At 73.9% G+C, this 23,432-nt stretch carries 21 protein-coding genes and 2 pseudogenes; 10 read left to right on the top strand and 13 right to left on the bottom strand.

Annotation, left to right across the window (positions count from 1 at the left end; all coding sequences use genetic code 11):
• Window positions 1–31 precede the first annotated feature (31 nt).
• From ACZ4XJ_RS22910 to ACZ4XJ_RS22900, 3 genes are all read left to right on the top strand, one after another.
• Window positions 32–118 carry a putative leader peptide gene (locus ACZ4XJ_RS22910; protein WP_311318651.1) on the top strand — a complete coding sequence of 29 codons (87 nt, stop codon included), beginning with the start codon at window positions 32–34 and terminating at the stop codon, window positions 116–118.
• Between the two features lie 78 nt (window positions 119–196).
• The gene (locus ACZ4XJ_RS22905; RefSeq protein WP_468497170.1) at window positions 197–763 is read left to right on the top strand and encodes a cupin domain-containing protein; all 567 of its coding nucleotides are present in this window, start codon (window positions 197–199) and stop codon (window positions 761–763) included.
• On the top strand, window positions 760–1,149 hold the full coding sequence (locus tag ACZ4XJ_RS22900; protein ID WP_468497169.1) for a rhodanese-like domain-containing protein: 390 nt from the start codon (window positions 760–762) through the stop codon (window positions 1,147–1,149). Before ACZ4XJ_RS22905 ends, ACZ4XJ_RS22900 begins: the two co-directional genes overlap by 4 nt.
• Before the next feature lie 126 nt (window positions 1,150–1,275).
• Here the strand turns inward: ACZ4XJ_RS22900 and ACZ4XJ_RS22895 are convergent, their stop codons facing one another.
• From ACZ4XJ_RS22895 to ACZ4XJ_RS22880, 4 genes and pseudogenes are all read right to left on the bottom strand, one after another.
• The gene (locus tag ACZ4XJ_RS22895) at window positions 1,276–3,849 is read right to left on the bottom strand and encodes an ABC transporter permease (RefSeq protein ID WP_468497168.1); all 2,574 of its coding nucleotides are present in this window, start codon (window positions 3,847–3,849) and stop codon (window positions 1,276–1,278) included.
• Between the two features lie 131 nt (window positions 3,850–3,980).
• Entirely contained in the window at window positions 3,981–4,562 is a 582-nt protein-coding gene (gene recX / locus ACZ4XJ_RS22890; protein WP_468497167.1) for a recombination regulator RecX, read from the bottom strand.
• Between the two features lie 3 nt (window positions 4,563–4,565).
• Window positions 4,566–5,678 carry a recombinase RecA gene (gene recA / locus ACZ4XJ_RS22885; protein WP_362879330.1) on the bottom strand — a complete coding sequence of 371 codons (1,113 nt, stop codon included), beginning with the start codon at window positions 5,676–5,678 and terminating at the stop codon, window positions 4,566–4,568.
• Window positions 5,679–5,982: 304 nt separating this feature from the next.
• A pseudogene (locus ACZ4XJ_RS22880) lies at window positions 5,983–6,308 on the bottom strand (MBL fold metallo-hydrolase); the annotation flags it as partial.
• A gap of 5 nt (window positions 6,309–6,313) precedes the next feature.
• Here ACZ4XJ_RS22880 and ACZ4XJ_RS22875 point away from each other — a divergent pair.
• Together ACZ4XJ_RS22875 and ACZ4XJ_RS22870 are read left to right on the top strand one after the other, a co-directional pair.
• Window positions 6,314–7,132 (top strand): annotated as a pseudogene (locus ACZ4XJ_RS22875) (GlxA family transcriptional regulator); the annotation flags it as partial.
• Between the two features lie 81 nt (window positions 7,133–7,213).
• On the top strand, window positions 7,214–7,975 hold the full coding sequence (locus ACZ4XJ_RS22870) for a Clp protease N-terminal domain-containing protein (RefSeq protein ID WP_468497166.1): 762 nt from the start codon (window positions 7,214–7,216) through the stop codon (window positions 7,973–7,975).
• Here ACZ4XJ_RS22870 and ACZ4XJ_RS22865 read toward each other — a convergent pair.
• Window positions 7,923–9,017 carry an AI-2E family transporter gene (locus ACZ4XJ_RS22865; RefSeq protein WP_468497318.1) on the bottom strand — a complete coding sequence of 365 codons (1,095 nt, stop codon included), beginning with the start codon at window positions 9,015–9,017 and terminating at the stop codon, window positions 7,923–7,925. The two genes, ACZ4XJ_RS22870 and ACZ4XJ_RS22865, sit on opposite strands and share 53 nt — an antisense overlap.
• Before the next feature lie 220 nt (window positions 9,018–9,237).
• Complete coding sequence (locus ACZ4XJ_RS22860) at window positions 9,238–9,432, bottom strand: DUF3046 domain-containing protein (protein WP_362879333.1); 195 nt, start codon at window positions 9,430–9,432, stop codon at window positions 9,238–9,240.
• An 81-nt stretch (window positions 9,433–9,513) separates the two neighbouring features.
• Between ACZ4XJ_RS22860 and ACZ4XJ_RS22855 the strand changes: the two genes are divergently transcribed.
• Window positions 9,514–10,548 carry a hypothetical protein gene (locus ACZ4XJ_RS22855; RefSeq protein WP_468497165.1) on the top strand — a complete coding sequence of 345 codons (1,035 nt, stop codon included), beginning with the start codon at window positions 9,514–9,516 and terminating at the stop codon, window positions 10,546–10,548.
• Here the strand turns inward: ACZ4XJ_RS22855 and ACZ4XJ_RS22850 are convergent.
• The 3 genes from ACZ4XJ_RS22850 to ACZ4XJ_RS22840 all read right to left on the bottom strand — a co-directional run bounded on the left by ACZ4XJ_RS22850 (window position 10,517) and on the right by ACZ4XJ_RS22840 (window position 12,475).
• A complete protein-coding gene (locus ACZ4XJ_RS22850; protein WP_362879337.1) occupies window positions 10,517–10,825 on the bottom strand; it encodes an AzlD domain-containing protein in 309 nt (102 codons plus the stop codon). The genes ACZ4XJ_RS22855 and ACZ4XJ_RS22850 overlap by 32 nt on opposite strands.
• Complete coding sequence (locus ACZ4XJ_RS22845) at window positions 10,822–11,523, bottom strand: AzlC family ABC transporter permease (RefSeq protein ID WP_362879367.1); 702 nt, start codon at window positions 11,521–11,523, stop codon at window positions 10,822–10,824. The genes ACZ4XJ_RS22850 and ACZ4XJ_RS22845 overlap by 4 nt, the downstream gene beginning before the upstream one ends.
• A gap of 115 nt (window positions 11,524–11,638) precedes the next feature.
• Window positions 11,639–12,475 (bottom strand): AraC family transcriptional regulator, encoded by an 837-nt coding sequence (locus ACZ4XJ_RS22840; RefSeq protein WP_362879338.1) that lies wholly within the window; start codon window positions 12,473–12,475, stop codon window positions 11,639–11,641.
• 80 nt (window positions 12,476–12,555) lie between these two features.
• On the opposite strand from ACZ4XJ_RS22840, the gene ACZ4XJ_RS22835 reads away from it, so the two are divergent.
• The 4 genes from ACZ4XJ_RS22835 (at window position 12,556) to ACZ4XJ_RS22820 (ending at window position 19,799) form a co-directional block, all read left to right on the top strand.
• A complete protein-coding gene (locus tag ACZ4XJ_RS22835; RefSeq protein WP_468497164.1) occupies window positions 12,556–17,163 on the top strand; it encodes an ATP-dependent helicase in 4,608 nt (1,535 codons plus the stop codon).
• 188 nt (window positions 17,164–17,351) lie between these two features.
• Window positions 17,352–18,053, top strand: coding sequence for a hypothetical protein (locus tag ACZ4XJ_RS22830; RefSeq protein WP_362879342.1), 702 nt, complete (start codon window positions 17,352–17,354; stop codon window positions 18,051–18,053).
• Window positions 18,054–18,171: 118 nt separating this feature from the next.
• Window positions 18,172–18,996 (top strand): DNA-formamidopyrimidine glycosylase family protein, encoded by an 825-nt coding sequence (locus ACZ4XJ_RS22825; RefSeq protein WP_468497163.1) that lies wholly within the window; start codon window positions 18,172–18,174, stop codon window positions 18,994–18,996.
• Window positions 18,997–19,028: 32 nt separating this feature from the next.
• Entirely contained in the window at window positions 19,029–19,799 is a 771-nt protein-coding gene (locus tag ACZ4XJ_RS22820; RefSeq protein ID WP_468497162.1) for an SDR family NAD(P)-dependent oxidoreductase, read from the top strand.
• Between the two features lie 388 nt (window positions 19,800–20,187).
• On the opposite strand, the gene ACZ4XJ_RS22815 is transcribed toward ACZ4XJ_RS22820, so the two are convergent.
• From ACZ4XJ_RS22815 to rimO, 4 genes are all read right to left on the bottom strand, one after another.
• Window positions 20,188–20,565 (bottom strand): helix-turn-helix domain-containing protein, encoded by a 378-nt coding sequence (locus ACZ4XJ_RS22815; protein WP_281208997.1) that lies wholly within the window; start codon window positions 20,563–20,565, stop codon window positions 20,188–20,190.
• 109 nt (window positions 20,566–20,674) lie between these two features.
• On the bottom strand, window positions 20,675–21,202 hold the full coding sequence (locus ACZ4XJ_RS22810; RefSeq protein ID WP_468497161.1) for a CinA family protein: 528 nt from the start codon (window positions 21,200–21,202) through the stop codon (window positions 20,675–20,677).
• Window positions 21,203–21,231: 29 nt separating this feature from the next.
• Window positions 21,232–21,888, bottom strand: coding sequence for a CDP-diacylglycerol--glycerol-3-phosphate 3-phosphatidyltransferase (gene pgsA / locus ACZ4XJ_RS22805; protein WP_362879349.1), 657 nt, complete (start codon window positions 21,886–21,888; stop codon window positions 21,232–21,234).
• Entirely contained in the window at window positions 21,885–23,378 is a 1,494-nt protein-coding gene (gene rimO, locus ACZ4XJ_RS22800; RefSeq protein WP_384000590.1) for a 30S ribosomal protein S12 methylthiotransferase RimO, read from the bottom strand. Before rimO ends, pgsA begins: the two co-directional genes overlap by 4 nt.
• Window positions 23,379–23,432: the final 54 nt, after the last annotated feature.

The raw sequence follows: 23,432 nt of genomic DNA, 5'->3' as shown, positions 1-23,432 counted from the left end.
GTTCTCGGCACCTCGTGGTTCACTCGCGGACATGACCGGCAACGACGTACGCCTGTGGCGGAGGGTTCACATGGACCTGCTCCGCTACGCGGGCTGCGTGTGTCGCCCTTCCTGCTGATTCGCCTTCCCTCCGCGCGCCCCGTGCCCTTCCGGGCCCCCGCGCACCTTCGCGAACTCCCAGGACGGTCATCACCCCATGTCTGCGCCGACGCACGCGCCCGCCCCCCTGCACGTTCCCGCGCCCTCCGCCTTCCCCGTCTCCCCCGGCTCCGGTCCGACGGCGGCCGAGCTGCTCGCCTTCGCCCTGCGCACCGCCGCCGATCCCGCGGTCGTCGATTCGCTGCCCCTGGACCCGGAGGGCCGCACCTGGATCCGTCTGGACGGTCCGGGCGGCAGTGAGGCCTGGCTGATCGGTTGGCCGCCGGGCACCGGCACCGGTTGGCACGACCACGCCGAGTCGCGCGGAGCGTTCGCCACCGCCCGGGGCCGGCTCACCGAGCACTCCCTGTCCGTACGCCTCCCCTCCGAGGGCTGGCAGAGCCTGGAACTGGCCGACGGGGTGGACCGTACCCGCGCGCTGACCGCCGAGACCGGACGCGACTTCGGCGAGCACCACGTCCACGAGGTGCTCAACGAATCGGGCACCGAGCACGCCGTCTCCGTCCACGCGTACTACCCGCCGCTGCCGCTGATCCGCCGCTACAGCCGCAACGGCCCGGTCCTCACCCTGGAGCAGGTCGAGCGTCCGGCGGACTGGCAGTGAGCGCCCCCGTCGGCATCGACGAGTTCCTGGAGCGGGTCCGCGAGGGCTACACCCGCGTCGAGGCGCGGGCCGCCCACGAGGCGTCCCTGGCCGGGGCCCTCTTGGTGGACATCCGCTACCAGGCGCTGCGCGAGCGGGACGGGCTGATCCCGGGGGCGGTGGTCATCGAACGCAACGAGCTGGAGTGGCGCCTCGATCCCCGGGGCTCGCACCGCATCGCGCAGGCCACGGACCACGACCTCGAAGTGATCGTGATCTGCAACGAGGGCTACGCCTCCTCCCTCGCCGCGGCCTCCCTCCACACGCTGGGCCTGCACCGGGCGACGGACCTGACGGGCGGGTTCCAGGCCTGGAAGTCGGCCGGTCTGCCCGTCACCGGCCCCTGACGCGCGCGTGGCGCCGGCCCGTGCCCCGTTCGTTCGGGGCACCGACCGGGCGACAGGGCACCGACCCGGCCGTCATATCGGCCGCAACAGCCTCATCCGTCATGCGCGTCCTACGCGTCACACTCGTCATGCCTTGGACGTCGCCACGTCCACCGGGGCCACCCGCAGGGCGAACCGCCCGGGCACCGCGGTGGCCACCAGCGCCAGCAGCCCGGCCACCCCGACGACCAGCGCGTACACCGGCGCCAGGACGGCCGGGGCGACCGAACCGGTCATGCCCAGGCTGAAGGCGGTGAGCACGGACAGCGCGATGCCGGAGCCGAGCACCACCCCGGTCAGCACCACGGCCAGGGTCTCCGTACGGATCATCCGCAGCACCTGGCGGCGCTTGGCGCCGGCCAGCCGCAGCATCGCGAACTCCCGGAACCGTTCGGCGGTCGACATCGCCAGGGTGTTGACCACCGAGACGGCGGTGAAGGCCAGTACGAGGCCCATGGCGAGGAGGTTGATCTCGGCCCCGGCCCGCTGCTGGTCGGCCCGCGCCGCGTCGGCGGCCGCGGCGGACAGCACCGCCACCTCGGGGTGGTCCTTCAGCGCGGCGGTCAGCCGGTCCCGCCCGGTGCCCGGCTCCGTCGCCACCAGTACGGCGGAGGCCAGCGGGTTGTCCACGTGCGCGGCCAGCAGAGTGTGCGGGAGCGTCAGGTCCCCGAATCCGAGCCCCCGCGCGTAGACGGCGCGGACCGTGAGGGTCGCGGGCGTGCCGTCCCCGAGGGTCAGTTCCAGCGGGCTGCCCGGCTTGAGCCCCAACTCGTCGGCGGCCAGTTCGCTCACTGCCGCGCCGTCCTCGCCGAAGCCGTCCAGGCTCCCGCTCGTGACGGCCGGGTCCCAGGTCCGGGTCAGCCCGGCCGGGGTCACACCCTGCGCCCCGTACTTGGTCAGGCCGACCCGCACCGACGTACGTACGACCTCGGTGGCCGCCGTGACCCCGGGCGTGCGGCGGATCCGTTCGGCGGCGGCCGGGGTCACGCCGGGGCCCCGCGCGGCGAGCACCCACGGGGCCCGCGTTCCTTCCCGCGCCTGGGCGCGGGCCGCGTCACCGAGGGTGGGGGTGACGAAGAGCACGGTGCAGGTCATCCCGACGAGCAGCGCGAGGGGGGTGACGGCGGCGGCCATGCGGGTGGCGTTGCCGCGCAGGTTCGCGGTGGCCAGGTGACCGCCGGCGCCGGTCAGCGACAGCGGTCCGGCGAGCAGCGCCGCGGTCGCCCGCACCAGCCAGGGTCCGAGCAGCGAGACCGCTCCGGCCAGCACCACCACGGTCAGGAAGGTCACCGGCGTCGACGCCGGCTCCGTGCGCAGCGATCCGAGTACGACGACCAGGGCGGCCCCGCCGGCGAGCAGCAGCAGCCCGGCGAGGGTGCGGATCCAGGCGGGGCGTCCGCGCTCGACGGCGGCTTCGGCCAGCGCCTCGGCGGGACGGATCCGGGCGATGCGCCGGCCGGTGATCCGGGCGGCGGCCCAGGCGCCGAGCAGGCTCGCCCCGACCGCGACGCACATCGGGAAGATCCCCGCGGTGCGCTCCAGGGTCGCCGGAACGACCCCGGTGGTGACGAAGCGGCCGTACAGCCAGGCGGCGAGGGGCAGCCCGGCCACCGCACCGACGACCCCGGCGGCGAGTCCGACGATCAGCGCCTCGCGGCCGATCATGCTCCGCAGTTGGCGCGGGGTAGCGGCGATGGCACGCAGCAGGGCGAGTTCGCGGTGGCGCTGCTGGACGGAGAGGGCGAAGGTGCCGACGACCACCAGGACGGCGACGAGCAGGGAGGTGCCGCCCATGGCCCCGCCCATGGAGACCAGTTTGATCCGGGCGCCGGCCGCGTCCGGGAACTCGACCGGCCCCCGGGCGTCCCCGACGGCGACCTGTGCGGTGGCGGTCCGCGGGGTGGCCTTCAGGGCCTGCGCGACCCTGCCGGCGAGCTCCGCGGGGGTCACTCCGGGCGCCGGCACCACCGCGATGGCGGCGACCCGGCCGGCCCGGTCGGCGAGCCGCTCGGCCTCGGCGTCGCTGAAGAACAGGGCTTCCTGCCGGGTGAGGTCGCCGCCGGCCGGCCGCGCCACCCCGCTGACCGTGTACGCCTTCGGTTCCCCGGTGGCCTGCACGGTGAGTCGCGCTCCGGCCTCCAGTCCGGCCCGGGCGGCCAGTGCCCCGTCGATGACGACCTCGTCGCCGCTCTGCGGGGCGCGGCCGTCGGTGAGCGCGAAGGGGGTGAGGACTGCGGAGGTCCAGGCGTGTCCGTACGAGGGCGCGCCGCCGGACGCGGCCCGACCGCCCGACGCCGCCAAGCCGACGGGCACGGCCTGGAAGGTCAGCTCGGGTACGACGCGCAGGGCTCCGGGGACGGCACGGACGGTGTCGACGGCGCCGGCCGGCAGCCAGGCCCGCTCGGCGACGGGCTTGGCCTTGTGCTTCGTCTTGGTCTTGCCCTTCTTCTGCGTGACCGTGGTCCGGTGGACGTTTTGGTCGGCGGAGACGACCACCGGCGCGGCCGCGTACCGCTCGGTGGCGATCCGGCCGCGGAGTCCGGTTTCCAGCAGCGTGCCGCAAGCGGTGATCAGGGCCGCGGCGCACACGAGGGCGACGAAGGCGCCGAGGAAGCCGGCTGTGCGGTCCCGGACGGTCTGGAGGGCGTAACGCAGCATCATGCGGGCAACTCTGCCGCCGGGCCCGCTCCCTCACATTGGAGCGTTCCGGCGTCCCCGCCCGGGGGCTACCCCCACCCCGGCCCGCCGTCGCGCCTCAGCCGTCGCGCCTCAGCCCGTCGCTCCGTCGCGTCTCAGCCCGTCGAGAACCCCGGGTCGTCGACGTCGTCGGTGTGGGCGTCCTCGTAGGCCTCCGCCTCCAGCGCGCGGCGGACCACCCGCAGGGCCATGCCCTCCGGATATCCCTTACGGGCGAGCATGCCCGCGAGGCGCCGGATCCGCTTGTCCCGGTCCAGGCCGCGGGTGGCGCGGAGCTTGCGCTCCACGAGTTCCCGGGCCGTCCGTTCCTCCTGCTCGGAGTCCAGCTGTTCCAGCGCCTCCTGTACGAGGGTGGTGTGGACCCCCTTGGTCCGCAGTTCCTGCGCGAGGGCGCGGCGGGCCAGGCCCCGGCCGCGGTGGCGGGACTCGACCCAGGCCCCGGCGAAGGCCGCGTCGTCGATCAGGCCGACCTCCTCGTACCGGGAGAGGACCTCCTGCGACACCTCCTCGGGGATGCCCCGCTTCTCCAGGGCGTCCGCGAGCTGCCGCCTGGTGCGGGGCATCCCGGTGAGCAGCCGCAGGCAGATCGCCCGCGCCTGCTCCTCGGGACTCTGGGGCGGCAGCTCCTGACCGCGGCCTTCACGGCCGCCTCCGCCGCCCCTTTCCTGCTCCCGCACGGGTCAGCTCTTGGCGACGGCGGCCTTGGCCGTCGTCTTGGCCTTCGACGCCGGGGCGGGTACGGCCGCGGCGGCATCGGCCGGTGCGGCGCCCGCCTCCTCGGCGGCGGGGTCGACCTTGCGGACGCCCACGCCCAGCTTCTCCTTGATCTTCCGCTCGATCTCGTTGGCGAGGTCGGGGTTGTCCTTCAGGAAGTTGCGGGCGTTCTCCTTGCCCTGGCCGAGCTGGTCGCCCTCGTACGTGTACCAGGCACCGGCCTTGCGGACGAAGCCGTGCTCCACACCCATGTCGATCAGGCCGCCCTCGCGGCTGATGCCGTGGCCGTAGAGGATGTCGAACTCGGCCTGCTTGAAGGGCGGCGCGACCTTGTTCTTGACGACCTTGACGCGGGTGCGGTTGCCCACCGCGTCCGTGCCGTCCTTGAGGGTCTCGATGCGGCGGATGTCCAGACGCACGGAGGCGTAGAACTTCAGCGCGCGGCCACCGGTGGTGGTCTCCGGCGAGCCGAACATCACACCGATCTTCTCGCGGAGCTGGTTGATGAAGATGGCGGTGGTCTTGGACTGGTTGAGCGCACCCGTGATCTTTCGCAGGGCCTGGCTCATCAGACGGGCCTGGAGACCCACGTGCGAGTCACCCATCTCGCCCTCGATCTCCGCACGGGGCACGAGCGCCGCCACGGAGTCGATGACGATGAGGTCGAGGGCGCCGGAGCGGACCAGCATGTCCACGATCTCCAGCGCCTGCTCGCCGGTGTCGGGCTGGGAGAGGATGAGGTTGTCGGTGTCGACGCCCAGGGCCTTCGCGTACTCGGGGTCGAGCGCGTGCTCGGCGTCCACGAAGGCGACGGTGCCGCCGGCCTTCTGCGCGTTGGCCACGGCGTGCAGGGTCAGCGTGGTCTTACCGGAGGATTCCGGTCCGTACACCTCGATCACGCGGCCGCGGGGCAGCCCGCCCACGCCGAGGGCGATGTCCAGCGCGGTCGACCCGGTGGGGATGACCTCGATGGGGTCGTTCGGCTTGTCGCCGAGGCGCATGACCGCACCCTTGCCGAATTGCCGTTCAATCTGTGCGAGTGCGGCGTCGAGAGCCTTCTCGCGGTCGGTGCCTGCCATGGGTTCCACCCGATTTGCTTGAGTCGATCGCTTCACGCCATTGACGCTAACGCCTGCCACTGACAATGCGCTCCCACGCCAGGGTCAGCTGTGGATAACTCATCAGAATGGATGTTCGATTTTCCTGTCAAGCGCGCCACGCCCGCCCCACCCGCCACGGGCGCCAAGCCGCGCCGCCCCGCTTCCCCATGACCGCGACCCCAGCAGCCGACTACGTCCGCCGCCCTCACCGCCGTCGGCGCCACGGCTGCCGACACCCCCGTGTCCGGCAGCCGCACACACCGATCCGGGACCGCGGCCGGGCCTACAGCGGAGCCGCACCGTCCGCCGGGAAGGCCCCGCCGTGCCCCGGGACGATCACGTCCGCGGCGCCCAGGACGCGGAGCCGGGAGGCCCGCAGAAGTTCGTGGTCCGGAGCGACCGGGTCCTCGACGGGGCCGTTGGGGCGCCACCACAGGTCGCCCACGAAGGCGATGACGCCCTCGCCCGTGCCCGCCGGCAGCGTGATGTCCTCGCGGCTGTGGCCCGGGGTACGGATCAGGCGCAGGGAGGGGGTGAGTTCGTGCCCCTCGGCGTCCCGGTCGGTCCACTGGTCGTGCCGTAGACGGCCTTGTGGTCGTGGACGTGGGCTTCGGGGGCCGGTCCCCGCCGATCCGGGCGTGCCGCTGACGGTGTCGCACGGACTGGACCGGTTGGCCGTCGCCGACCTGGTGATCGCGCTGCCGGGGGCGGATTTCCGTACGCCGCCGGGCCCCGCCGTGCCGGACGCGCTGTCGGCGGCGCACGGGCGGGGCGCGCTGGTCGCGGCCCACTGCGTCGGTACGTTCGCACTCGCCGCCGCCGGTCTGCTCGACGGTCTGCGGGCCACCACGCCCTGGAGGTTCGCCGCGCTGCCGGCCGACCGTCACCCCGAGGCGTCCGTCGAACCCGACGCCCTGTACGTCGACGAGGGCCGGATCGTCACGGGCGCGGGCGCCGCGGCCGGCTTCGACCTGTGCCTGCACCTGCTGCGGCGGGAGCACGGCGCCGCGACGCCGAACGCCGTGGCGCGGGACGTGGTGCTGCCCTCGCACCGCGACGGTGGGCAGGCCCAGTACCTGGCGGCGCCCGCCCCGCGGGACGGGCGCGACGAGCGGCCGGCCGAGGTGCTGGCCTGGGTGCGGGAGAACCTGCACGAGGCGCTGCCGGTGGCGGAGCCGGCCCGTCGCGCCATGATGAGCAAACGTTCCTTCGCCCGCCGGTTCACCGCCGCGACGGGCACCACCCCGTACGCCTGGGTACGGAGCCTGCGGCTGAGCGGTGCCGAGGAGCTGCTGGAGACCACGGACCTGCCGGTGGAGGAGATCGCCCGGCGGGTCGGGTACGGGAGCGCGGCCGTCCTGCGCGAGCAGTTCGTGCGCCGCCGGGGCGTGCCGCCGCGCTCGTACCGGCGCTCGTTCTCCCGTACGCCGTGAGTCCGCTCCCGCACGCCGCAGGCCCGGCCGACTGACAACCGAAGGTTGACACCCCTGGGGTGTCAACCTAGGGTTGCACTCATGACGACCCCTCCCGTGGAACCCGTCCGCATGATCAATCCGGTGCGCCTGGACGATCTCATCGAGGCCATCAAGAAGGTCCACACCGACACCCTGGAGCAGCTCAGCGGCGCCGTCGTCGCCGCCGAGTCCCTCGGTGACGTGGCCGACCACCTCATCGGTCACTTCGTCGACCAGGCCCGCCGCTCCGGCGCCTCCTGGACCGACATCGGCCGCAGCATGGGCGTCACGCGCCAGGCCGCCCAGAAGCGCTTCGTCCCCAAGGCCGACAAGGAGGGCGAGCCCGGTATCGACCCCAACGAGGGCTTCGGCCGCTTCACCCCCCGCGCCCGCAACGTCGTCGTGACCGCGCAGAACGAGGCCCGCGCCGCCGGCAACACCGAGATCCGCACCGAGCACCTGCTCCTCGGCCTGCTGTCCGAGCCCGACGGCCTCGCGGCGCACGCCCTCACCGCCCGGGGCGTCACGGCCGACGCCGTCCGCACGGCGGCCGTCGCCGGCCTGCCCGCCGCCGCGGAGTCGGTGCCCGACCTCGTCCCCTTCGACGCCTCCGCGAAGAAGGTCCTGGAGCTCACCTTCCGCGAGGCCCTGCGCCTGGGCCACAACTACGTGGGCACCGAGCACGTCCTGCTGGCGCTGCTGGAACTGGAGCACGGCACGGGTCCGCTGAGCGGCCTCGGCGTCACCAAGGACGCCGTCGAGGGTTGGGTCAACGACGCCATGGCAGCCGTACTCGCCGCCCCGGACGAGAACGGGCGGTAGAGACGTCCGCGTGTTCCGTCAGCGCGTACCGCTTCACGTACGCGCCGAGGAACGCCTGCGACGTGGCGACGGCCGGGATCGCGATGAGCGCCCCGACCGCGCCCAGCAGGGCGGTGCCCGCGATGACCGAACCGAACGCCACCGCCGGGTGGATGTCGACGGTCTTCGAGGTCAGCTTCGGTTGCAGCACGTAGTTCTCGAACTGCTGGTAGACCACCACGAACCCGAGCACGTACAGCGCGTACCAGGGGTTGACGGTGAAGGCGATCAGCATCGGCAGCGCGCCCGCCAGGTAGGTGCCGATGGTGGGGATGAACTGGGAGACCAGCCCCACCCAGACCGCGAGCGCGGGCGCGTACGGCACGTCCAGGAACGCGAACAGCACGTAGTGCGCGACGCCGGAGATCAGCGCCATCAGCCCGCGCGAGTACAGGTAGCCGCCCGTCTTGGCGACGGCGATCTCCCAGGCCCGCAACACCTCCGCCTGCTTGGCCGGCGGCAGTACGGAGCACAGCGCGCGCCGCAGCCGCGGCCCGTCGGCAGCGAAGTAGAAGGAGAACAGGCCGACCGTCAGCAGTCGGAAGAGTCCGCCGAGCACGGTCGTGGACACGTCCAGCACGCCGGTCGCGCTGTTCTGCACGTACTTCTGGAGCCAGTCGGAGTGCAGCAGGCTGTCCTGGATCTCCAGCCGGGACAGCTCGGTGTGGAAGGTGTCGTTGATCGACTTGATCACCGAGTCGAGGTAGCGGGGGAAGCCCTCCACCATGTCGACGATCTGCCCGGCGAGCATCGAGCCGAGCAGGGCGAGGAAGCCCACCGCGAAGACGAGCACCCCGAGGAAGACCAGGAAGGTGGCGAGCCCGCGGCGCACGCCGCGCGCCGCCATCCTGGCCACGGCCGGCTCGATCGCGAGCGCGAGGAAGAACGCGATCAGGACGTTGATCAGCAGGCCGATCAGCTGGTGGAAGGCCCAGCTGCCGAGTTGGAAGCAGGCGACCAACGCCAGTACGAGGATCACCGCGCGCGGCAGCCACCGCGGCATCCGCGCGTCCGCCCCGGCCGGGGCGGCGTCGGTGGGCGGCCCGCCCGGCCGCCCCGGGTCGGCCGGCCACGGCCCGCCGCCGGGCGGACCGGCGGCCGTCGGGGGCGCCGTGCCGGGGGCGTCCGCGGGCGGGTCGGTCGTCTCATCTGTCACTGCCACGCGGCCCAGTCTCGCCCACCGACCGGCCGTACCGCGAAGCAGTGCCCGGCCCCCGCGGCCCTCAGCGCAGCGTGGCCGGTACGTCCATCGCCGAACACACCGCGCGCCACACGTCCTTGGCCTCCCAGCCCGCGTCCAGCGCCTGGTGGACCGTGCGCCCGCCCAGCTCCGTCATGACGTGGTCCCGTGCGAAGGAGTCGGCGTAGCCGGCGCCGAAGTGCTCGCCCATCCGTTCCCAAAATGTCGTCAACCGCATGCTTCCAGTATCCCGCCCCGGAGAGTGCACCCGTCGCGTTCGGGCCCTGCGGGGCGGGCCCCGCGCCCTACGGTGTCACGCATGCCTGGAGACGAAGCTTCCACGCCGGCCCCCTCGGGCCCACCCGCCCCACAGGCCGCGCAAGCCCCACAGGCGGCGCTGGCGGCGGATCGATCGGATCGATCGGCTCCGCTGGTCCGCGCCGAGCAGTTCATCTGGCTCACGGCCCGCGTCCTGGAGCAGCGCCGGTTCGCGTTCCACTTCCTCGGCGGCGAGGCCGACCCGGTGGACGCCGCCCTCGGCGCCTACCTCGGCGCGGACGGCGGCTACGGGCACGCCCTGGACCCCGATCTGCGCGGCCCGCTGAGCCAGCCGCTGCACACCGCGCACGCCCTGCGCGTCCTGGACGGCCTCGGCCGCTGCGCCGGGCAACGCATCGAACGGCTCTGCCGCCACCTGACCGCGGTCTCCACCCCGGACGGGGCGCTCCCGCTGGTCTTTCCGCCGCCGCGCCACCACCCGACCGCCCCCTACCACCGCGTGTGCGACGACCCGCCGGGCGAGCTGGTGACCACGGGGCCGGTCGTCGGGCTGCTGCACCGCAACCGGATCTGGCACGCGTGGCTGTTCCGGGCGACGGACTTCTGCTGGGAGCGGGTGGAGAACCTGCGCCGCTCGCACCCGTACGAGGCCCGCGGCGCGGTGGCCTTCCTCGACGGGGTCCCCGACCGGGCCCGCGCGGCGGCGGCCGCGGACCGGCTCGGCCGGCTGGTGCGCGAGCAGCGGCTGGTGGTGCTCGACCCGGGCCGGCGCGACCGGTACCCGCTGTCGGCCGGGTACGCGCCGGGCGAGGTGCTGTTCCCGTACGACTACGCCCAGCGCCCCGAGTCGCTGGCCCGGGGCTGGTTCACCGACGAGGAGATGCGGCGCTCGCTGGACTTCCTGGCCACGGAGCAGCGGCCGGACGGCGGCTGGCCGGTGCGGCGCCCGGACTGGGCGCCGGGCAGTTCGCTGGAGCGGCGGCCGATCGCCACCCTGGAGGCCCTGCTGACGCTCCGGGCGTACGGGCGGCCCCTGACCGGGGTCAGCCTGCCAGGGCCCGCACGGCCGCGGTGACCACGACCGCGGCGCCGACCACGACGAGGAAGGGGGCCCGCAGCAGCAGCGCGGCCCCGGCGGCGGCGAGCCCGGCGGCCCGGGCGTCGAGGACGAGCTCGTGGCCGGTGCTGAAGGTCTGTTGCGCGGTGAGCGCGGCGAGCAGCGCGACGGGCAGCAGGGCGGCGAGCCGTTGGACCAGGGGCCGCTCCAGTGCTCCGGCGGGCACCAGCAGCCCGACGAGCTTGAGGGCGTAGCACCCGACGACGGTGATCCCGATGGCGATCCAGACGTTCACGAGCGGCGTCCCTTCAGCCACAGGACGGCCGGGGCGGCCAGCGCGGCGATCAGTACGGGCACCCCCGCGGGCAGGAAGGGCAGGAAGCCCAGTCCGAGGACGACGGCGAGCGCGGCGACGGCCCGCTCGGTGGCGGTCCTGAGCATCGGCGCGAGCAGGGCCAGGAACACGGCGGGCCCGGCGGCGTCCAGCCCCCACGCGGCGGTGTCCCCGATGGCCTCGGCGCCCAACGCCCCGAGGAGGGTGGTGAGGTTCCACAGGAGGTACAGGCTGAGGCCGGTGACGGTGAACCCGAGCCGGGCCGCCTTGCGGTCGGGTTGGGCGAGCGCCACGGCGGTGGTCTCGTCGATCACCCAGTGCGCGGCGAGCGGCCGCAGGAACCGGGGCAGCGCGAGGAGCTGCGACAGCCGCAGCCCGTAGAAGGCGTTGCGGGTCCCGAGGAAGAAGGCGCCGGCGGCCGCGGTGAACGGGTTGCCGCCCGAGGCCAGGGCTCCGACCAGCGCGAACTGCGAGGCTCCGGTGAAGACGAGCAGGCTCAGCACGCAGGCCTGGAGCACGCTGATCCCGGCGCCCGCGGCGGTCACGCCGAACGCGAACCCGGACAGCCCGACGGCCACCCCCACCCCGAGCGCGTCCCGCACGACCGCGGCGCGGGGCCGCCCGTCGTCGACCCTCTCGGGGGTCTCCCGCATCACCATCCGATGTTCTCCCACGCCCCGAAGGTACGCAGGCCGGGCCGGCCCCGTCTTGTACGTTCTTGCACGTCCGGCCCGGTCCTTCACCCCGGCGGACTCGCCGCCCAGGCCCGCGCGGTCAGCCGGCCGCCCGCTCCCGCCGGTAGGCGCCCGGCGGAACTCCGACGATGCGGGTGAAGTGCCGGTTCAGGTGCGGCTGGTCGGTGAAGCCGACGGCGACGGCCGCCTCCGCCGGCGCGGTCCCGCCGTCCAGCAGCAGGCGGGCCCGCCGGACCCGGGCGTCGGTCAACCAGGTGTGCGGCGGCATGCCGTAGCGGGCGCGGAAGGCCCGCAGCAGGGCGAAGGGGCCGGTGCCCAGTTCGGCCGCGAGCTGCTCCAGCGAGGGCGGCCGGGCCATCCGCTCCGCCAGCACGGCCCGGGCCCGCTCGGCGTCGGCGGCGCCCGCGCGGTGCGGCGTAAGGGCGGGCAGCGGGCCCGCGTGCCGGGTGAGCATCCGGGCCACGACGCTCCGCAGGAGGGTGTCGGCGGCCAGCGCGTTGCCCTCCTCGGCGGCCCGGTGGACCTCGGTGATCGCCCGGGAGCCCGGCAGGTCGATGACCGGCTCGGCGGTGAAGCCGGGCGTCCCGCGCGGGGTGCCGATCTCGGCGGCGACATCGGTGATCAGCTCGCGGGAGGGGTAGAGGGTGGCGTACGTCCAGCCCTCGGGAACGCCGGCGCGCGCGGTGTGCGCGACCTCGGGGTTGATCAGCACGACGCTGCCGGGGCCGGCCCGTACGGTGCCGCCGGGCAGTCCGATCTCCTCGACGCCCCCGGTGACGGCGGCGATCACGTACCCGTCGTGGGCGTGGCGCGGGAAGGTGTGGCGCACGTAGCGGGCGCGCAGCAGGTCCAGACCGGGCAGTTCCGCGTACTGCCAGTGCCGGGCCCACTCCCCGCGTTCCGCGTCCGTCCCCATCCCCCCATTCTGCGCCCGACCGGGTGGGGGCGTTCTCGCAGGTCGGGCCGTATGTCGGTGCCGGGGTGCACGATGGGGGCATGTCCGGCTCCGCGCTCTCCTCGTTCTCGCCCGCGACCCGCTCCTGGTTCACGGGTGCCTTCCGTACGCCCACCCCCGCGCAGGAGGGTGCCTGGCGGGCCATCGGGGAGGGCTCGGACGTGCTGGTGGTGGCGCCGACGGGCTCCGGCAAGACCCTCGCGGCCTTCCTCGCCGCCCTCGACCAACTGGCCTCGACCCCGCCGCCCGCCGAGGCCAAGAAGCGCTGCCGCGTCCTGTACGTGTCCCCGCTGAAGGCCCTCGCCGTCGACGTGGAGCGCAACCTGCGCAGCCCGCTGACCGGCATCCGGCAGGAATCGGCCCGCCTCGGCCTGCCCGAGCCGGACATCCGGGTGGGCATCCGGTCGGGGGACACCCCGCCGGCCGAGCGGCGGGCCCTGGCCACGCGGCCCCCGGACATCCTGATCACCACGCCCGAGTCACTGTTCCTGATGCTGACCTCGGCCGCGCGCGACGCGCTGTCCGGCATCGAGACGGTGATCCTGGACGAGGTGCACGCCGTGGCCGGGACCAAGCGAGGCGCCCACCTGGCGCTGTCGCTGGAGCGGCTGGACGAGCTGCTGCCGCGCCCCGCGCGCAGGATCGGGCTGTCGGCGACGGTCCGTCCGGTGGACGAGGTGGCCCGCTACCTCGCGCCGCGCGGCCGCGTCGAGATCGTGCAGCCGCCCTCGGGCAAGGAGTTCGACCTGTCGGTGGTCGTTCCCGTGCAGGACATGGGCGAGCTGGGCGGCTCCCCCGCCACCGAGGGCAAGGAGGGCGGCGACAGGCCGTCCATCTGGCCGCACGTGGAGGAGCGCATCGCGGACCTGGTGCAGGCCCACCGCTCGACGATCGTGTTCGCCAACTCCCGCCGGCTAGCGGAACGGCTCTGCAACCGGCTCAACGAGATCGCCCACGAGCGGGCCACCGGCGCCGCCCTGCCGGAGGGCGCTTCGCCGGCCGAGGTCATGGCGCAGTCGGGCGCGGCCCTCGGCGCCCCGCCGCTGCTGGCCCGCGCGCACCACGGCTCGGTGTCCAAGGAGCAGCGGGCCCTGGTCGAGGAGGACCTGAAGGCGGGCCGGCTGCCCGCCGTGGTCGCCACCTCCAGCCTCGAACTGGGCATCGACATGGGCGCGGTGGACCTGGTGATCCAGGTCGAGTCGCCGCCGTCGGTGGCCTCCGGGCTCCAGCGGGTGGGCCGCGCCGGCCACCAGGTGGGCGCGGTCTCCACGGGCGTGGTGTTCCCCAAGTACCGGGGCGACCTGGTCCAGGCCGCCGTGGTGACCGAGCGGATGCGCACCGGCTCGATCGAATCGCTGCGGATCCCCTCCAACCCGTTGGACGTCCTCGCCCAGCAGGTGGTCGCGATGACCGCGATGGACACCTGGCAGCTGGACGAGCTGCTGGCCCTGGTGCGCCGCGCGGCGCCCTTCGCCGCCCTGCCGGAGTCGGCGTTCACGGCGGTGCTGGACATGCTGGCGGGCCGCTACCCCTCGGACGCGTTCGCCGAACTGCGGCCCCGCGTGGTGTGGGACCGCGTCGCGGGGACGATCACGGGCCGACCGGGCGCCCAGCGGCTGGCCGTCACCTCCGGCGGCACCATCCCCGACCGCGGCCTGTTCGGCGTCTTCCTCGCGGGCAGCGCCGCGTCCGACACGAAGAAGGGCGGCAGGGGCGGCGGCCGGGTCGGTGAGCTCGACGAGGAGATGGTCTACGAGTCCCGCGTGGGTGACGTGTTCACCTTGGGCACCACCTCCTGGCGCATCGAGGACATCACCCGCGACCAGGTCCTGGTCACCCCCGCGCCCGGGGTACCCGGCCGGCTGCCGTTCTGGAAGGGCGACCAGCTGGGCCGCCCCCTGGAACTGGGCCGCGCGGTCGGCGCGTTCCTGCGCGAACTGGGCGCCCTGAGCGAGGAGGACGCCCGGCTGCGACTGCTCGCGGCGGGCCTGGACGCCTGGGCCGCCGACAACGTCCTCGCCTACCTCACCGAGCAGCGCGAGGCCTGCGGCCACGTACCGGACGACCGGACCATCGTCGTCGAGCGGTTCCGTGACGAACTGGGCGACTGGCGGGTCGTGGTCCACTCGCCGTTCGGCGCCCAGGTGCACGCCCCCTGGGCGCTGGCCCTCGGCGCCCGGCTGGCCGAGAAGTACGGCATGGACGCGCAGGTCATGCACGCCGACGACGGCATCGTGCTGCGCCTGCCGGACGCCGACCTGCTGTCCATGGACCTCCTCGACCACGATCCCGCGCACGTCCCCACCCACGGGTTCGACGACGACCAGCCCCCGCTGGGCGCGGCCGACGTCACCTTCGACCGGGGCGACGTGAACGGGATCGTCACCGACCAGGTCGGCGGCTCCGCCCTGTTCGCCTCCCGCTTCCGCGAGTGCGCCGCCCGCGCGCTGCTGCTGCCGCGGCGCAGCCCGGGCAAGCGCACCCCGTTGTGGCAGCAGCGCCAGCGGGCCTCGCAACTGCTCCAGGTCGCCTCGGAGTTCGGCTCCTTCCCGATCGTGCTGGAGGCCGTGCGCGAATGCCTCCAGGACGTCTTCGACGTCCCGGGCCTGACCGAGCTGATGGGGGACATCGAAGCGCGCCGGGTCCGGCTGGTCGAGGTCACCACCCCCGAGCCCTCGCCGTTCGCCCGTTCCCTGCTGTTCGGTTACGTCGCCCAGTTCCTGTACGAGGGCGACTCGCCGCTCGCCGAGCGCAGGGCGGCGGCGCTGTCGCTGGACTCCCGGCTGCTCGCGGAGCTACTCGGCCAGGCGGAACTGCGCGAACTGCTGGACGCGCAGGTCTTGGAGGACCTGGAGCGGGAGCTCCAGTGGCTGACCCCGGAGCGGCGGGCCAAGGACGCCGAATCGGTGGCCGACCTGCTGCGGCTGCTGGGCCCGCTCACCGACGCGGAGCTGACCGAGCGCGGCGCGGACCCGGCGTGGGTCCGCGAACTCGGCGCCGCCCGCCGCGTCGTCGACGTCCGGATCGGGGGCGTGGAGCACTGGGCGGCGATCGAGGACGCGGGCCGGTTGCGGGACGCCCTGGGCACGGCCCTGCCGGTCGGGGTGCCCGAGGCGTTCACGGAACCGGTGAAGGACCCCCTCGGCGACCTCCTCGCCCGGTACGCCCGCACCCACGGCCCGTTCACGACGCCCGTCGTCGCGGCCCGGCTGGGTCTGGGCACGGCGGTCACCGAGGGCGCCCTGCACCGCCTCGCGGCGGCGGGTCGGCTGGTCCAGGGCGAGTTCCATCCGGCGGGCAGCGGTCAGGAGTGGTGCGACGCGGCCGTGCTGCGCCGGCTGCGCCGCCGCTCGTTGGCGGCGCTGCGCCAGGAACTGGAGCCGGTCCCGCCGACCTCGCTGGCCACCTTCCTGCCCCAGTGGCAGCACCTGGGCGGCGGCCTGCGCGGCATCGACGGCCTGGCCCGCGCCGTCGAACAGCTCCAGGGGGCGGCGGTCCCCGCCTCGGCCCTGGAGCGGCTGGTCCTGCCGTCGCGGGTGGCCGGGTACTCCCCCGCCATGCTGGACGAGCTGACCACGACGGGCGAGGTGGTGTGGGCGGGCGCCGGAGCCCTGCCCGGCAAGGACGGCTGGGTCTCGCTCTACCTGGCGGACGCCGCGCCGCTGCTGCTCCCCGAGCCGCACCCGCTGGAACTCGGCGAACTCCACAAGGCCGTCCTCGACGCCCTGTCGGGGGGCTTCGGCCTGTTCTTCCGCCAGCTCACCCAGTCGGTCCGCGCCAGGCACCCGGAGGTATCCGACCTGGAGCTGTCCTCGGTGGTGTGGGACCTGGCCTGGTCCGGCCGGCTGACGAACGACACCCTGGCCCCGCTGCGTTCCCTGCTGGGCTCCGGCCGGACGGCGGGCGCCACCGCGCACCGGGCCCGGCGCACCGTCCCGCGCGGGCGCTACGGCACCCTCGGCGGGACCGTCTCCCGTACGGGTCCGCCGACGGTCTCGGGCCGCTGGTCGCTGCTGCCGGCCGCCGCCCCCGACCCGACGCACCGGGCCCACGCCCTGGCCCGCACCCTGCTGGACCGGCACGGGGTGGTCACCCGGGGAGCGGTGGCGGCCGAGGGCGTCGCGGGCGGCTTCAGCGCCGTCTACCGGGTGCTGTCCGCGTTCGAGGACAGCGGCCAGGCCCGCCGGGGGTACGTGGTGGAGGGGCTGGGCGCGGCCCAGTTCGCGATGGACGGCGCCGTGGACCGGCTCCGGGCGGCCGAGCGCACCCCGCCCCCGCTGGCAGCGGTCGTCCTGGCCGCCGCCGACCCGGCGAACGCGTACGGGGCGGCCCTGCCCTGGCCCGATCCCCCGGGCGACGCGACGCACAAGCCGGGCCGCAAGGCGGGCTCCCTGGTGGTCCTGGTGGACGGGGAGCTCACCCTGTACCTGGAGCGCGGCGGCAAGACCCTGCTGGCCTGGCCGGAGGCCGGGGACCCGCGGCTCCTGGCGGCCACGACGGCCCTGGTCACGGCGTCCCGTACGGGCACCCTCCCGGCGCTCACCGTGGAGCGGGTCAACGCCGCCGCGGCCCTGACCTCGCCCTTGGGCGCCGACCTGGAGGCGGCCGGTTTCCATGCGACCCCGAGGGGCCTGCGGCTGCGCAGCTGAGCGGAGTGCCCGCGTCCGGGGGCGGGGGCGGCCGAGGACTCGATCCGGTCTCGACTGTGCCGCGCCTGTTCTGGCCATGTCACGAAACGGTTCCCGGCCGCCCCTGAGCTCGCCCGGGCCCTCGTCCATGCCCTATCAAGATGATCACAGCACCGCACGGGCGGTGCACCACCATGGGGGAACCAAGAGTGAGCACCATCAACATGCGCGGAACCACCTTCGGCGCGGTCGGCCTGGCCGTCTGTGCCGGCCTGGCCCTCACCGGCTGCAAGAACGGCAACGAGGAGCTCCCCGCGGACCGGCCCAGCACCCAGGAGAGCCGACCGGCCTCACCCTCGGCCCAGCCCAGCACCCCGGCCGCCCCCAGCTCCTCGTCGAGCGCGAGCGCCGACGCCGGAACGGCGCCCGCCCCCGGCTCCAACGGCACCGCGAAGTCCGGCCAGGTCTTCAGGATCGGCGAGGCCGCGCGGATACCGTTCGACTACGGCAGCACCAAGGGCGGCCAGATCGCCCTCACCGTCACCGCCATCGAGCAGGGCAACCCGGCCGACCTGGACGCCCTCAAGCTCGGCGACAAGGTCAAGGGGATGATCCCCTACTACGTCCGGTACTCCGTTCAGAACACCGGCACCGTCGACCTGTCGCACACCTCCGTGGGCCACATCAAGGGCCTCCTCCCGGACGGCAGCGAGGCCCAGGGCGTGTCGATCATCGGCACGTTCGAGAAGTGCCCGAACGAGTCCCTGCCGAAGGGCTTCACCAACGGAAAGACGCAGACCGGCTGCGCCCTCGCCCTGGCCCCGTCGGCCCAGACGAAGGTGACCGGCGCCCAGTACTGGGGCGACCCGTACAACATCCTGAGCAAGAACAAGGAACTCGTCTGGAAGTAGCCGGCGGCCCCCGGGCCCCCCGACCACGAACCCCCGCCGGCGCCGTCGGCGGGGGTCGCGTCGTCCGCCGCGGGCCCGGCGGACCCCGTCGGCGACCGCCCGGCGCGACAATGGCCCCATGCCCGAAGGAGACAGCGTCCACCGCGCCGCGAGCCGGCTGCACACCGCCCTCGCCGGCAAGCCGTTGACCCTCAGCGACCTGCGCGTCCCGCGCTTCGCCCTCGCCGACCTCACCGGCCGCACCACCTTGGACGTCACCCCGCGCGGCAAGCACCTCCTCGCCCGCATCGAAGGCGGCCTCACCCTCCACAGCCACCTGCGCATGGACGGCGCCTGGCACGTCTTCGCCCCGGGCGAGAAGTGGCGCGGCGGCCCCGATTACGAGATCCGCGCCGTGCTCGGCACCGCCGACACCACCGCCGTCGGCTACCGGCTGCCCGTCCTGGAGCTGATCCGCACCGCCGAGGAGGAACGGGTCGTCGGCCACCTCGGCCCCGACCTGCTCGGCCCCGACTGGGACCCCGCACGGGCCGCCGACAACCTGCTCTCCGACCCGGACCGCCCCCTCGGCGAAGCCCTGCTCGACCAGCGCAACCTGGCTGGCATCGGCAACATCTACAAGTCCGAGACCTGCTTCCTCGCGCAGGCCACCCCTTGGACCCCGGTCGGCGCGCTCCCCGATCCGGAGGTCACCCTCCCCCGCCTCGCGGCAGCGGCCCAGCGCCTGCTGGCCGCGAACATCGGCGCGCACGGGCGCCGCTCCACCACCGGCAGCCGCCTGCCCGGTAGGGAGCTGTTCGTCTACGGCCGCGACCACCGCCCCTGCCTGCGCTGCGGCGCCTCCGTCCTGCACGCCGCGCAGGACGACCGCCCCACGTACTGGTGCCCGCGCTGCCAGTCCGGGCCCGCCCCCGCACCCACCGGACGCCACCGCACCGGTTGACGGGTCGTCAGATCCACTCGTACCGTCCCTGCATGCCCACACCCGCCATCGCGTACGACCTCACCGGCCGCACCGCCTTCGTCACCGGGGCCGCCAGCGGCATCGGCCGCGCCACCGCCGCGCTCCTGGCCCGCGCGGGCGCGAGGGTGCACTGCGCGGACCGCGACGAGATCGGCCTCGCCGGGACGACGTCCCTGATCACCGGCGCCGGCGGGGCCGCCACGGCCCACCCCCTCGACGTCACCGACCGGGCCGCCCTGCGGACCGCCGTCGCCGCGGCCGGTCCGCTCGACGTCGTCGCCGCGATCGCCGGGGTCATGCACACCAGCAGCGTCCTGGAGACCACCGACGAGGACCTCGACCGGATCCTGGATGTGAACTTCAAAGGGGTGCTGCGCACCTGCCAGGAGGGTGTGCGGGCCATGATCGCCGCGGGCCGCCCCGGTTCGGTGATCACCATGGCCTCCGGCGCCGTGGACGCCGCCCAGCCCGGACTGCTCTGCTACAGCGCCGCCAAGGCCGCCGTGGTCCAGCTGACGAAGACCCTCGCCACCGAGAGCGGCCCGCACGGCATCCGCGTCAACGCCGTCGCCCCCGGCTGGATCCGCACCCCGATGACCGGCCGGCACAGCGCCGAAGTCCTGGAGCGCACCGAGGCGACGATGGTGCGGATGTCCCCGCTGGGCCGGGTCGGCGAGCCCGAGGACATCGCCCAGGCCGTGCTCTACCTCGCCTGCGACGCCTCGTCCTTCATGACGGGCCAGATCCTTCGCCCGAACGGTGGAGTGTCGATGCCCTGGTGACCCCGACGACGGGCTCCACATCGCCCGCCCGCCCCCGCCGCCCCGCGTCCGCCCGCCGCGCGCAGTGCACCGGCAGCAGCCCCAGCCCCCAGCCTCCGACCGCCACCGCGCCCTCCACGGGCCCGGCCTCGGCCGGTGCCAGCGTCAGCCGCAGCACGGCCCACCACCACAGCACGCCCATCGCGAGGGCGAGGGGTATGAGCAACCGCCGCACGGCCACCTCCCAGCGGGCCGGATCCCGGACGGGCCCATCCTCCCGCACCACCCCGTCCCCCGCACCCAGAACGCCCACTGCGACGCCCCCACGGCCCCCGCACGGCAAGGAGCCCCGGGCCGGTGCTCGACGCACCACCCGGGGCTCCCGCCACACTCACATGTTCACGTGCACTCAAGCGGCTACGACGTTCACCGCTTCCACGGGTGCCTTGATGGTCACCCGCTCCGGTCCCGTGACCGAGGCCACGGAGACGGAATTGAGCATCGGGCGCACCGGTGCCGGCACCGGTTCGCTTGCAGCTGCCGACTGCGCAAGCTCGGCCAGCGACAGCTCGTCGCTGACTTCGCGCATCAGCTCGGACATCCGTACGTCCAGCGCGTCGCAGATCGCGGAGAGCAACTCGGAGGATGCCTCCTTCTGCCCCCGCTCCACCTCGGAGAGATAGCCGAGCGAAACTCGGGCGGACGAGGAGACTTCGCGCAGAGTACGGCCCTGGCGCTGGCGCTGCCGACGCAGCACGTCACCCAGCAGGCGACGGAGCAGAATCATCGGTGGCTCCCTCCTCTGACCGTGTAGCCGTAACCTTCACGCCCCACCGTACCGCCTCGCGCCGCGGCCGTGCGGGGAGCGATGTCGTGTTCACTCAGGGCTGCAAACATCAAATCCCCCCGTTCCGTTCCGTATCCTGCCCCCGCAGATTCTCGCGGAGTTCGCTCGACAACAGTTCGAGCACAGTCCGTGCACTCTCCTTACGAATTTCCGTACGGGAGCCGTTCAACCACAGCCGGGTCGCTTTCCTGCCCGTCGGACCTGCCACGGCGATGAAAACGGTGCCCACCGGCTGCCCGTCCTGCGGGTCCGGACCGGCCACTCCGGTGGTCGAGATCCCCCACGAAGCGCCCATCACGCGCCGCACCCCGTCGGCCATCTCCTGCGCGACCTGCGCGTTCACCGCGCCTTCCGCCGCCAGTAGCCCCGCGTCCACCCCGAGCACGCGGTGCTTGAGCTCCGTGGCGTAGGCGGTGACCGAGCCGCGGAAGGAGCGGGAGGCCCCCGGCACCGCCGTCAACTCGGCCGCGACCATTCCTCCGGTCAGGGATTCCGCCACGGCGACCGTCTGGTCACTCTCCGCGAGCAGCCTCAGCACGTCCTCGGCGGGCCCCGCGGCGCGCTCGGCGCCCCGCACGGCCTCCGCCGCGTCCCCCGATCCGTACGTCACTTCGAGGCCCGCTCCGCGGCCAGTCCGACCCGACGCATGACCACGGCCTGTCGGATGTAATCCAAACCGGTGACGACGGTCAGCACGACGGCGACCGCCATCATCCAGAACCGCAGGGTCGCGAGCGGTCCGGTGAGCGCGAGGACGTACATCCCCACGGCCGTGCCCTGGGCGAGGGTCTTCAGCTTGCCGCCCCGGCTGGCCGGGATCACTCCGTAGCGGATGACCCAGAAGCGCATCAGCGTGATCCCGAGCTCCCGCCCGAGGATCACTCCGGTCACCCACCAGGGCAGGTCACCCAGCCAGGAGAGACAGATGAGCGCCGAACCCATGATCGCCTTGTCGGCGATGGGGTCGGCGATCTTCCCGAAGTCGGTGACCAGGTTGTAGGTCCGCGCGAGGTGCCCGTCGAAGATGTCCGTGATCATGGCGACGGCGAAGGCCGCCCACGCCCACGCCCGCCAGACGGGGTCGTAGCCCCCGTCGGCGAGCAGCAGCATGACGAATCCCGGCACGAGGACGAGCCGGATCATCGTCAGGATGTTGGCGATGTTCCACAGGCTGGCCTGGTTGACGGCCGCAGTCCCGAGCTTGGTGCCGGGCGCGGGCCGGCGGCCGGTCCCGCCCGCCGCCGATGCCGGGACTCCGGTCATCCGGCCGCCTCCTCAAATTCCATGCCCAGGGGCTCGGCCACCAGGTCGACGCCGAGGCTGCCGACCACCTTTGCCGTGACGATACGCCCGGGAACCAGTCCGGTGCCGTCGGTGAAGACGACCTGGCCGTCGGTCTCGGGTGCCTGGTGGGCGGCGCGCCCGTAGGCGCCCTCGCCCTCCTCGGCCTCGTCGAGCGGCACGACCGTCTCGACGAGCACCTCCAGGGTCTCCCCGATCCGCTCCTCCGCGCGCTGCGAGGTGAGCTCCTCGGCGAGGCGCTGCATGTGGGCGAGGCGCTCGGCGATGGTCTCCGCGTCCAGCTTGCCGTCGTAGGTGACGGCCTCGGTGCCGTCCTCGTCCGAGTAGCCGAAGACGCCGATGGCGTCGAGGCGGGCGTGGGTGAGGAAACGCTCCAGCTCGGCGAAGTCCGACTCCTTCTCGCCGGGGAAGCCGACGATGAAGTTGGACCGCACACCGGCCTGCGGGGCCTTGGAGCGGATGGTGTCCAGCAGCTCCAGGAAGCGGTCGGTGTCTCCGAAGCGGCGCATGGCGCGCAGCACGTCGGGGGCCGAGTGCTGGAAGGACAGGTCGAAGTACGGGACGACCTTGGGGGTCGAGGTGAGTACGTCGATCAGGCCGGGCCGCATCTCGGCGGGCTGGAGGTAGCTGACGCGGACGCGCTCGATGCCGTCGACGGCGGCGAGCTCCGGCAGCAGGGTCTCCAGCAGCCGGATGTCGCCGAGGTCCTTGCCGTACGAGGTGTTGTTCTCGGAGACCAGCATGACCTCCTTGACGCCCTGCTCGGCCAGCCAGCGCGTCTCGCCCAGCACGTCGCTGGGGCGGCGGGAGATGAAGGACCCGCGGAAGGACGGGATGGCGCAGAAGGAGCAGCGGCGGTCGCAGCCGGAGGCCAGCTTCACCGAGGCCACGGGGCTCTTGTCGAGCCGGCGGCGCAGCGGCGCGCGCGGGCCGGAGGCGGGGGCGAGGCCGTCGGGCAGGTCGGCCGGGGCGGCCTCGGGCTCCTGCGCGTGTCCGGGCAGGGCCACTGCGGCGTCCTGGCGCTCCGCCGGGCTGATCGGCAGCAGCTTGCGCCGGTCGCGCGGGGTGTGGGAGGCGTGGACGCCGCCGTTGAGGATGGTCTGGAGGCGGTCGGAGATGTCGGCGTAGTCGTCGAAGCCGAGGACTCCGTCGGCCTCGGGGAGCGCTTCGGCGAGTTCCTTGCCGTAGCGCTCGGCCATACAGCCGACGGCGACCACGGCCTGGGTCCTGCCGTGGTCCTTCAGATCGTTCGCTTCGAGCAGGGCGTCTACGGAGTCCTTCTTGGCGGCTTCGACGAAGCCGCAGGTGTTGACGACGGCTACGTCCGCGTCGGCGGCGTCCTGGACGAGCTCCCAGCCATCCGCCGCCAAGCGGCCTGCGAGCTCCTCCGAGTCCACCTCGTTACGGGCGCAGCCAAGAGTGACAAGGGCGACGGTACGGCGTTCGGGCATGGACTCAAGACTACTTCGTCCCGACCCCGGCCCCCGCCCCACGTCCCGCCACGA

The organism is Streptomyces sp. NPDC029836 (assembly GCF_055574495.1).
The sequence above is the reverse complement of the archived record's forward strand: the minus strand, read 5'-3'. Positions and strand labels throughout refer to the sequence as shown.

What these genes read in the sequence shown, in the direction of transcription:
- ACZ4XJ_RS22815 (WP_281208997.1), bottom strand. Translation starts at nt 20,565, where the DNA reads ATGATTCTGCTCCGTCGCCTGCTGGGTGACGTGCTGCGTCGGCAGCGC.
- ACZ4XJ_RS22825 (WP_468497163.1), top strand. Translation starts at nt 18,172, where the DNA reads ATGCCCGAAGGAGACAGCGTCCACCGCGCCGCGAGCCGGCTGCACACC.
- ACZ4XJ_RS22840 (WP_362879338.1), bottom strand. Translation starts at nt 12,475, where the DNA reads ATGGGGACGGACGCGGAACGCGGGGAGTGGGCCCGGCACTGGCAGTAC.
- ACZ4XJ_RS22860 (WP_362879333.1), bottom strand. Translation starts at nt 9,432, where the DNA reads ATGCGGTTGACGACATTTTGGGAACGGATGGGCGAGCACTTCGGCGCC.
- ACZ4XJ_RS22895 (WP_468497168.1), bottom strand. Translation starts at nt 3,849, where the DNA reads ATGATGCTGCGTTACGCCCTCCAGACCGTCCGGGACCGCACAGCCGGC.
- ACZ4XJ_RS22855 (WP_468497165.1), top strand. Translation starts at nt 9,514, where the DNA reads ATGCCTGGAGACGAAGCTTCCACGCCGGCCCCCTCGGGCCCACCCGCC.
- ACZ4XJ_RS22865 (WP_468497318.1), bottom strand. Translation starts at nt 9,017, where the DNA reads ATGCCGCGGTGGCTGCCGCGCGCGGTGATCCTCGTACTGGCGTTGGTC.
- pgsA (WP_362879349.1), bottom strand. Translation starts at nt 21,888, where the DNA reads ATGACCGGAGTCCCGGCATCGGCGGCGGGCGGGACCGGCCGCCGGCCC.
- recA (WP_362879330.1), bottom strand. Translation starts at nt 5,678, where the DNA reads ATGGCAGGCACCGACCGCGAGAAGGCTCTCGACGCCGCACTCGCACAG.
- rimO (WP_384000590.1), bottom strand. Translation starts at nt 23,378, where the DNA reads ATGCCCGAACGCCGTACCGTCGCCCTTGTCACTCTTGGCTGCGCCCGT.
- ACZ4XJ_RS22845 (WP_362879367.1), bottom strand. Translation starts at nt 11,523, where the DNA reads ATGGTGATGCGGGAGACCCCCGAGAGGGTCGACGACGGGCGGCCCCGC.
- ACZ4XJ_RS22870 (WP_468497166.1), top strand. Translation starts at nt 7,214, where the DNA reads ATGACGACCCCTCCCGTGGAACCCGTCCGCATGATCAATCCGGTGCGC.
- ACZ4XJ_RS22905 (WP_468497170.1), top strand. Translation starts at nt 197, where the DNA reads ATGTCTGCGCCGACGCACGCGCCCGCCCCCCTGCACGTTCCCGCGCCC.
- ACZ4XJ_RS22835 (WP_468497164.1), top strand. Translation starts at nt 12,556, where the DNA reads ATGTCCGGCTCCGCGCTCTCCTCGTTCTCGCCCGCGACCCGCTCCTGG.
- ACZ4XJ_RS22820 (WP_468497162.1), top strand. Translation starts at nt 19,029, where the DNA reads ATGCCCACACCCGCCATCGCGTACGACCTCACCGGCCGCACCGCCTTC.
- ACZ4XJ_RS22910 (WP_311318651.1), top strand. Translation starts at nt 32, where the DNA reads ATGACCGGCAACGACGTACGCCTGTGGCGGAGGGTTCACATGGACCTG.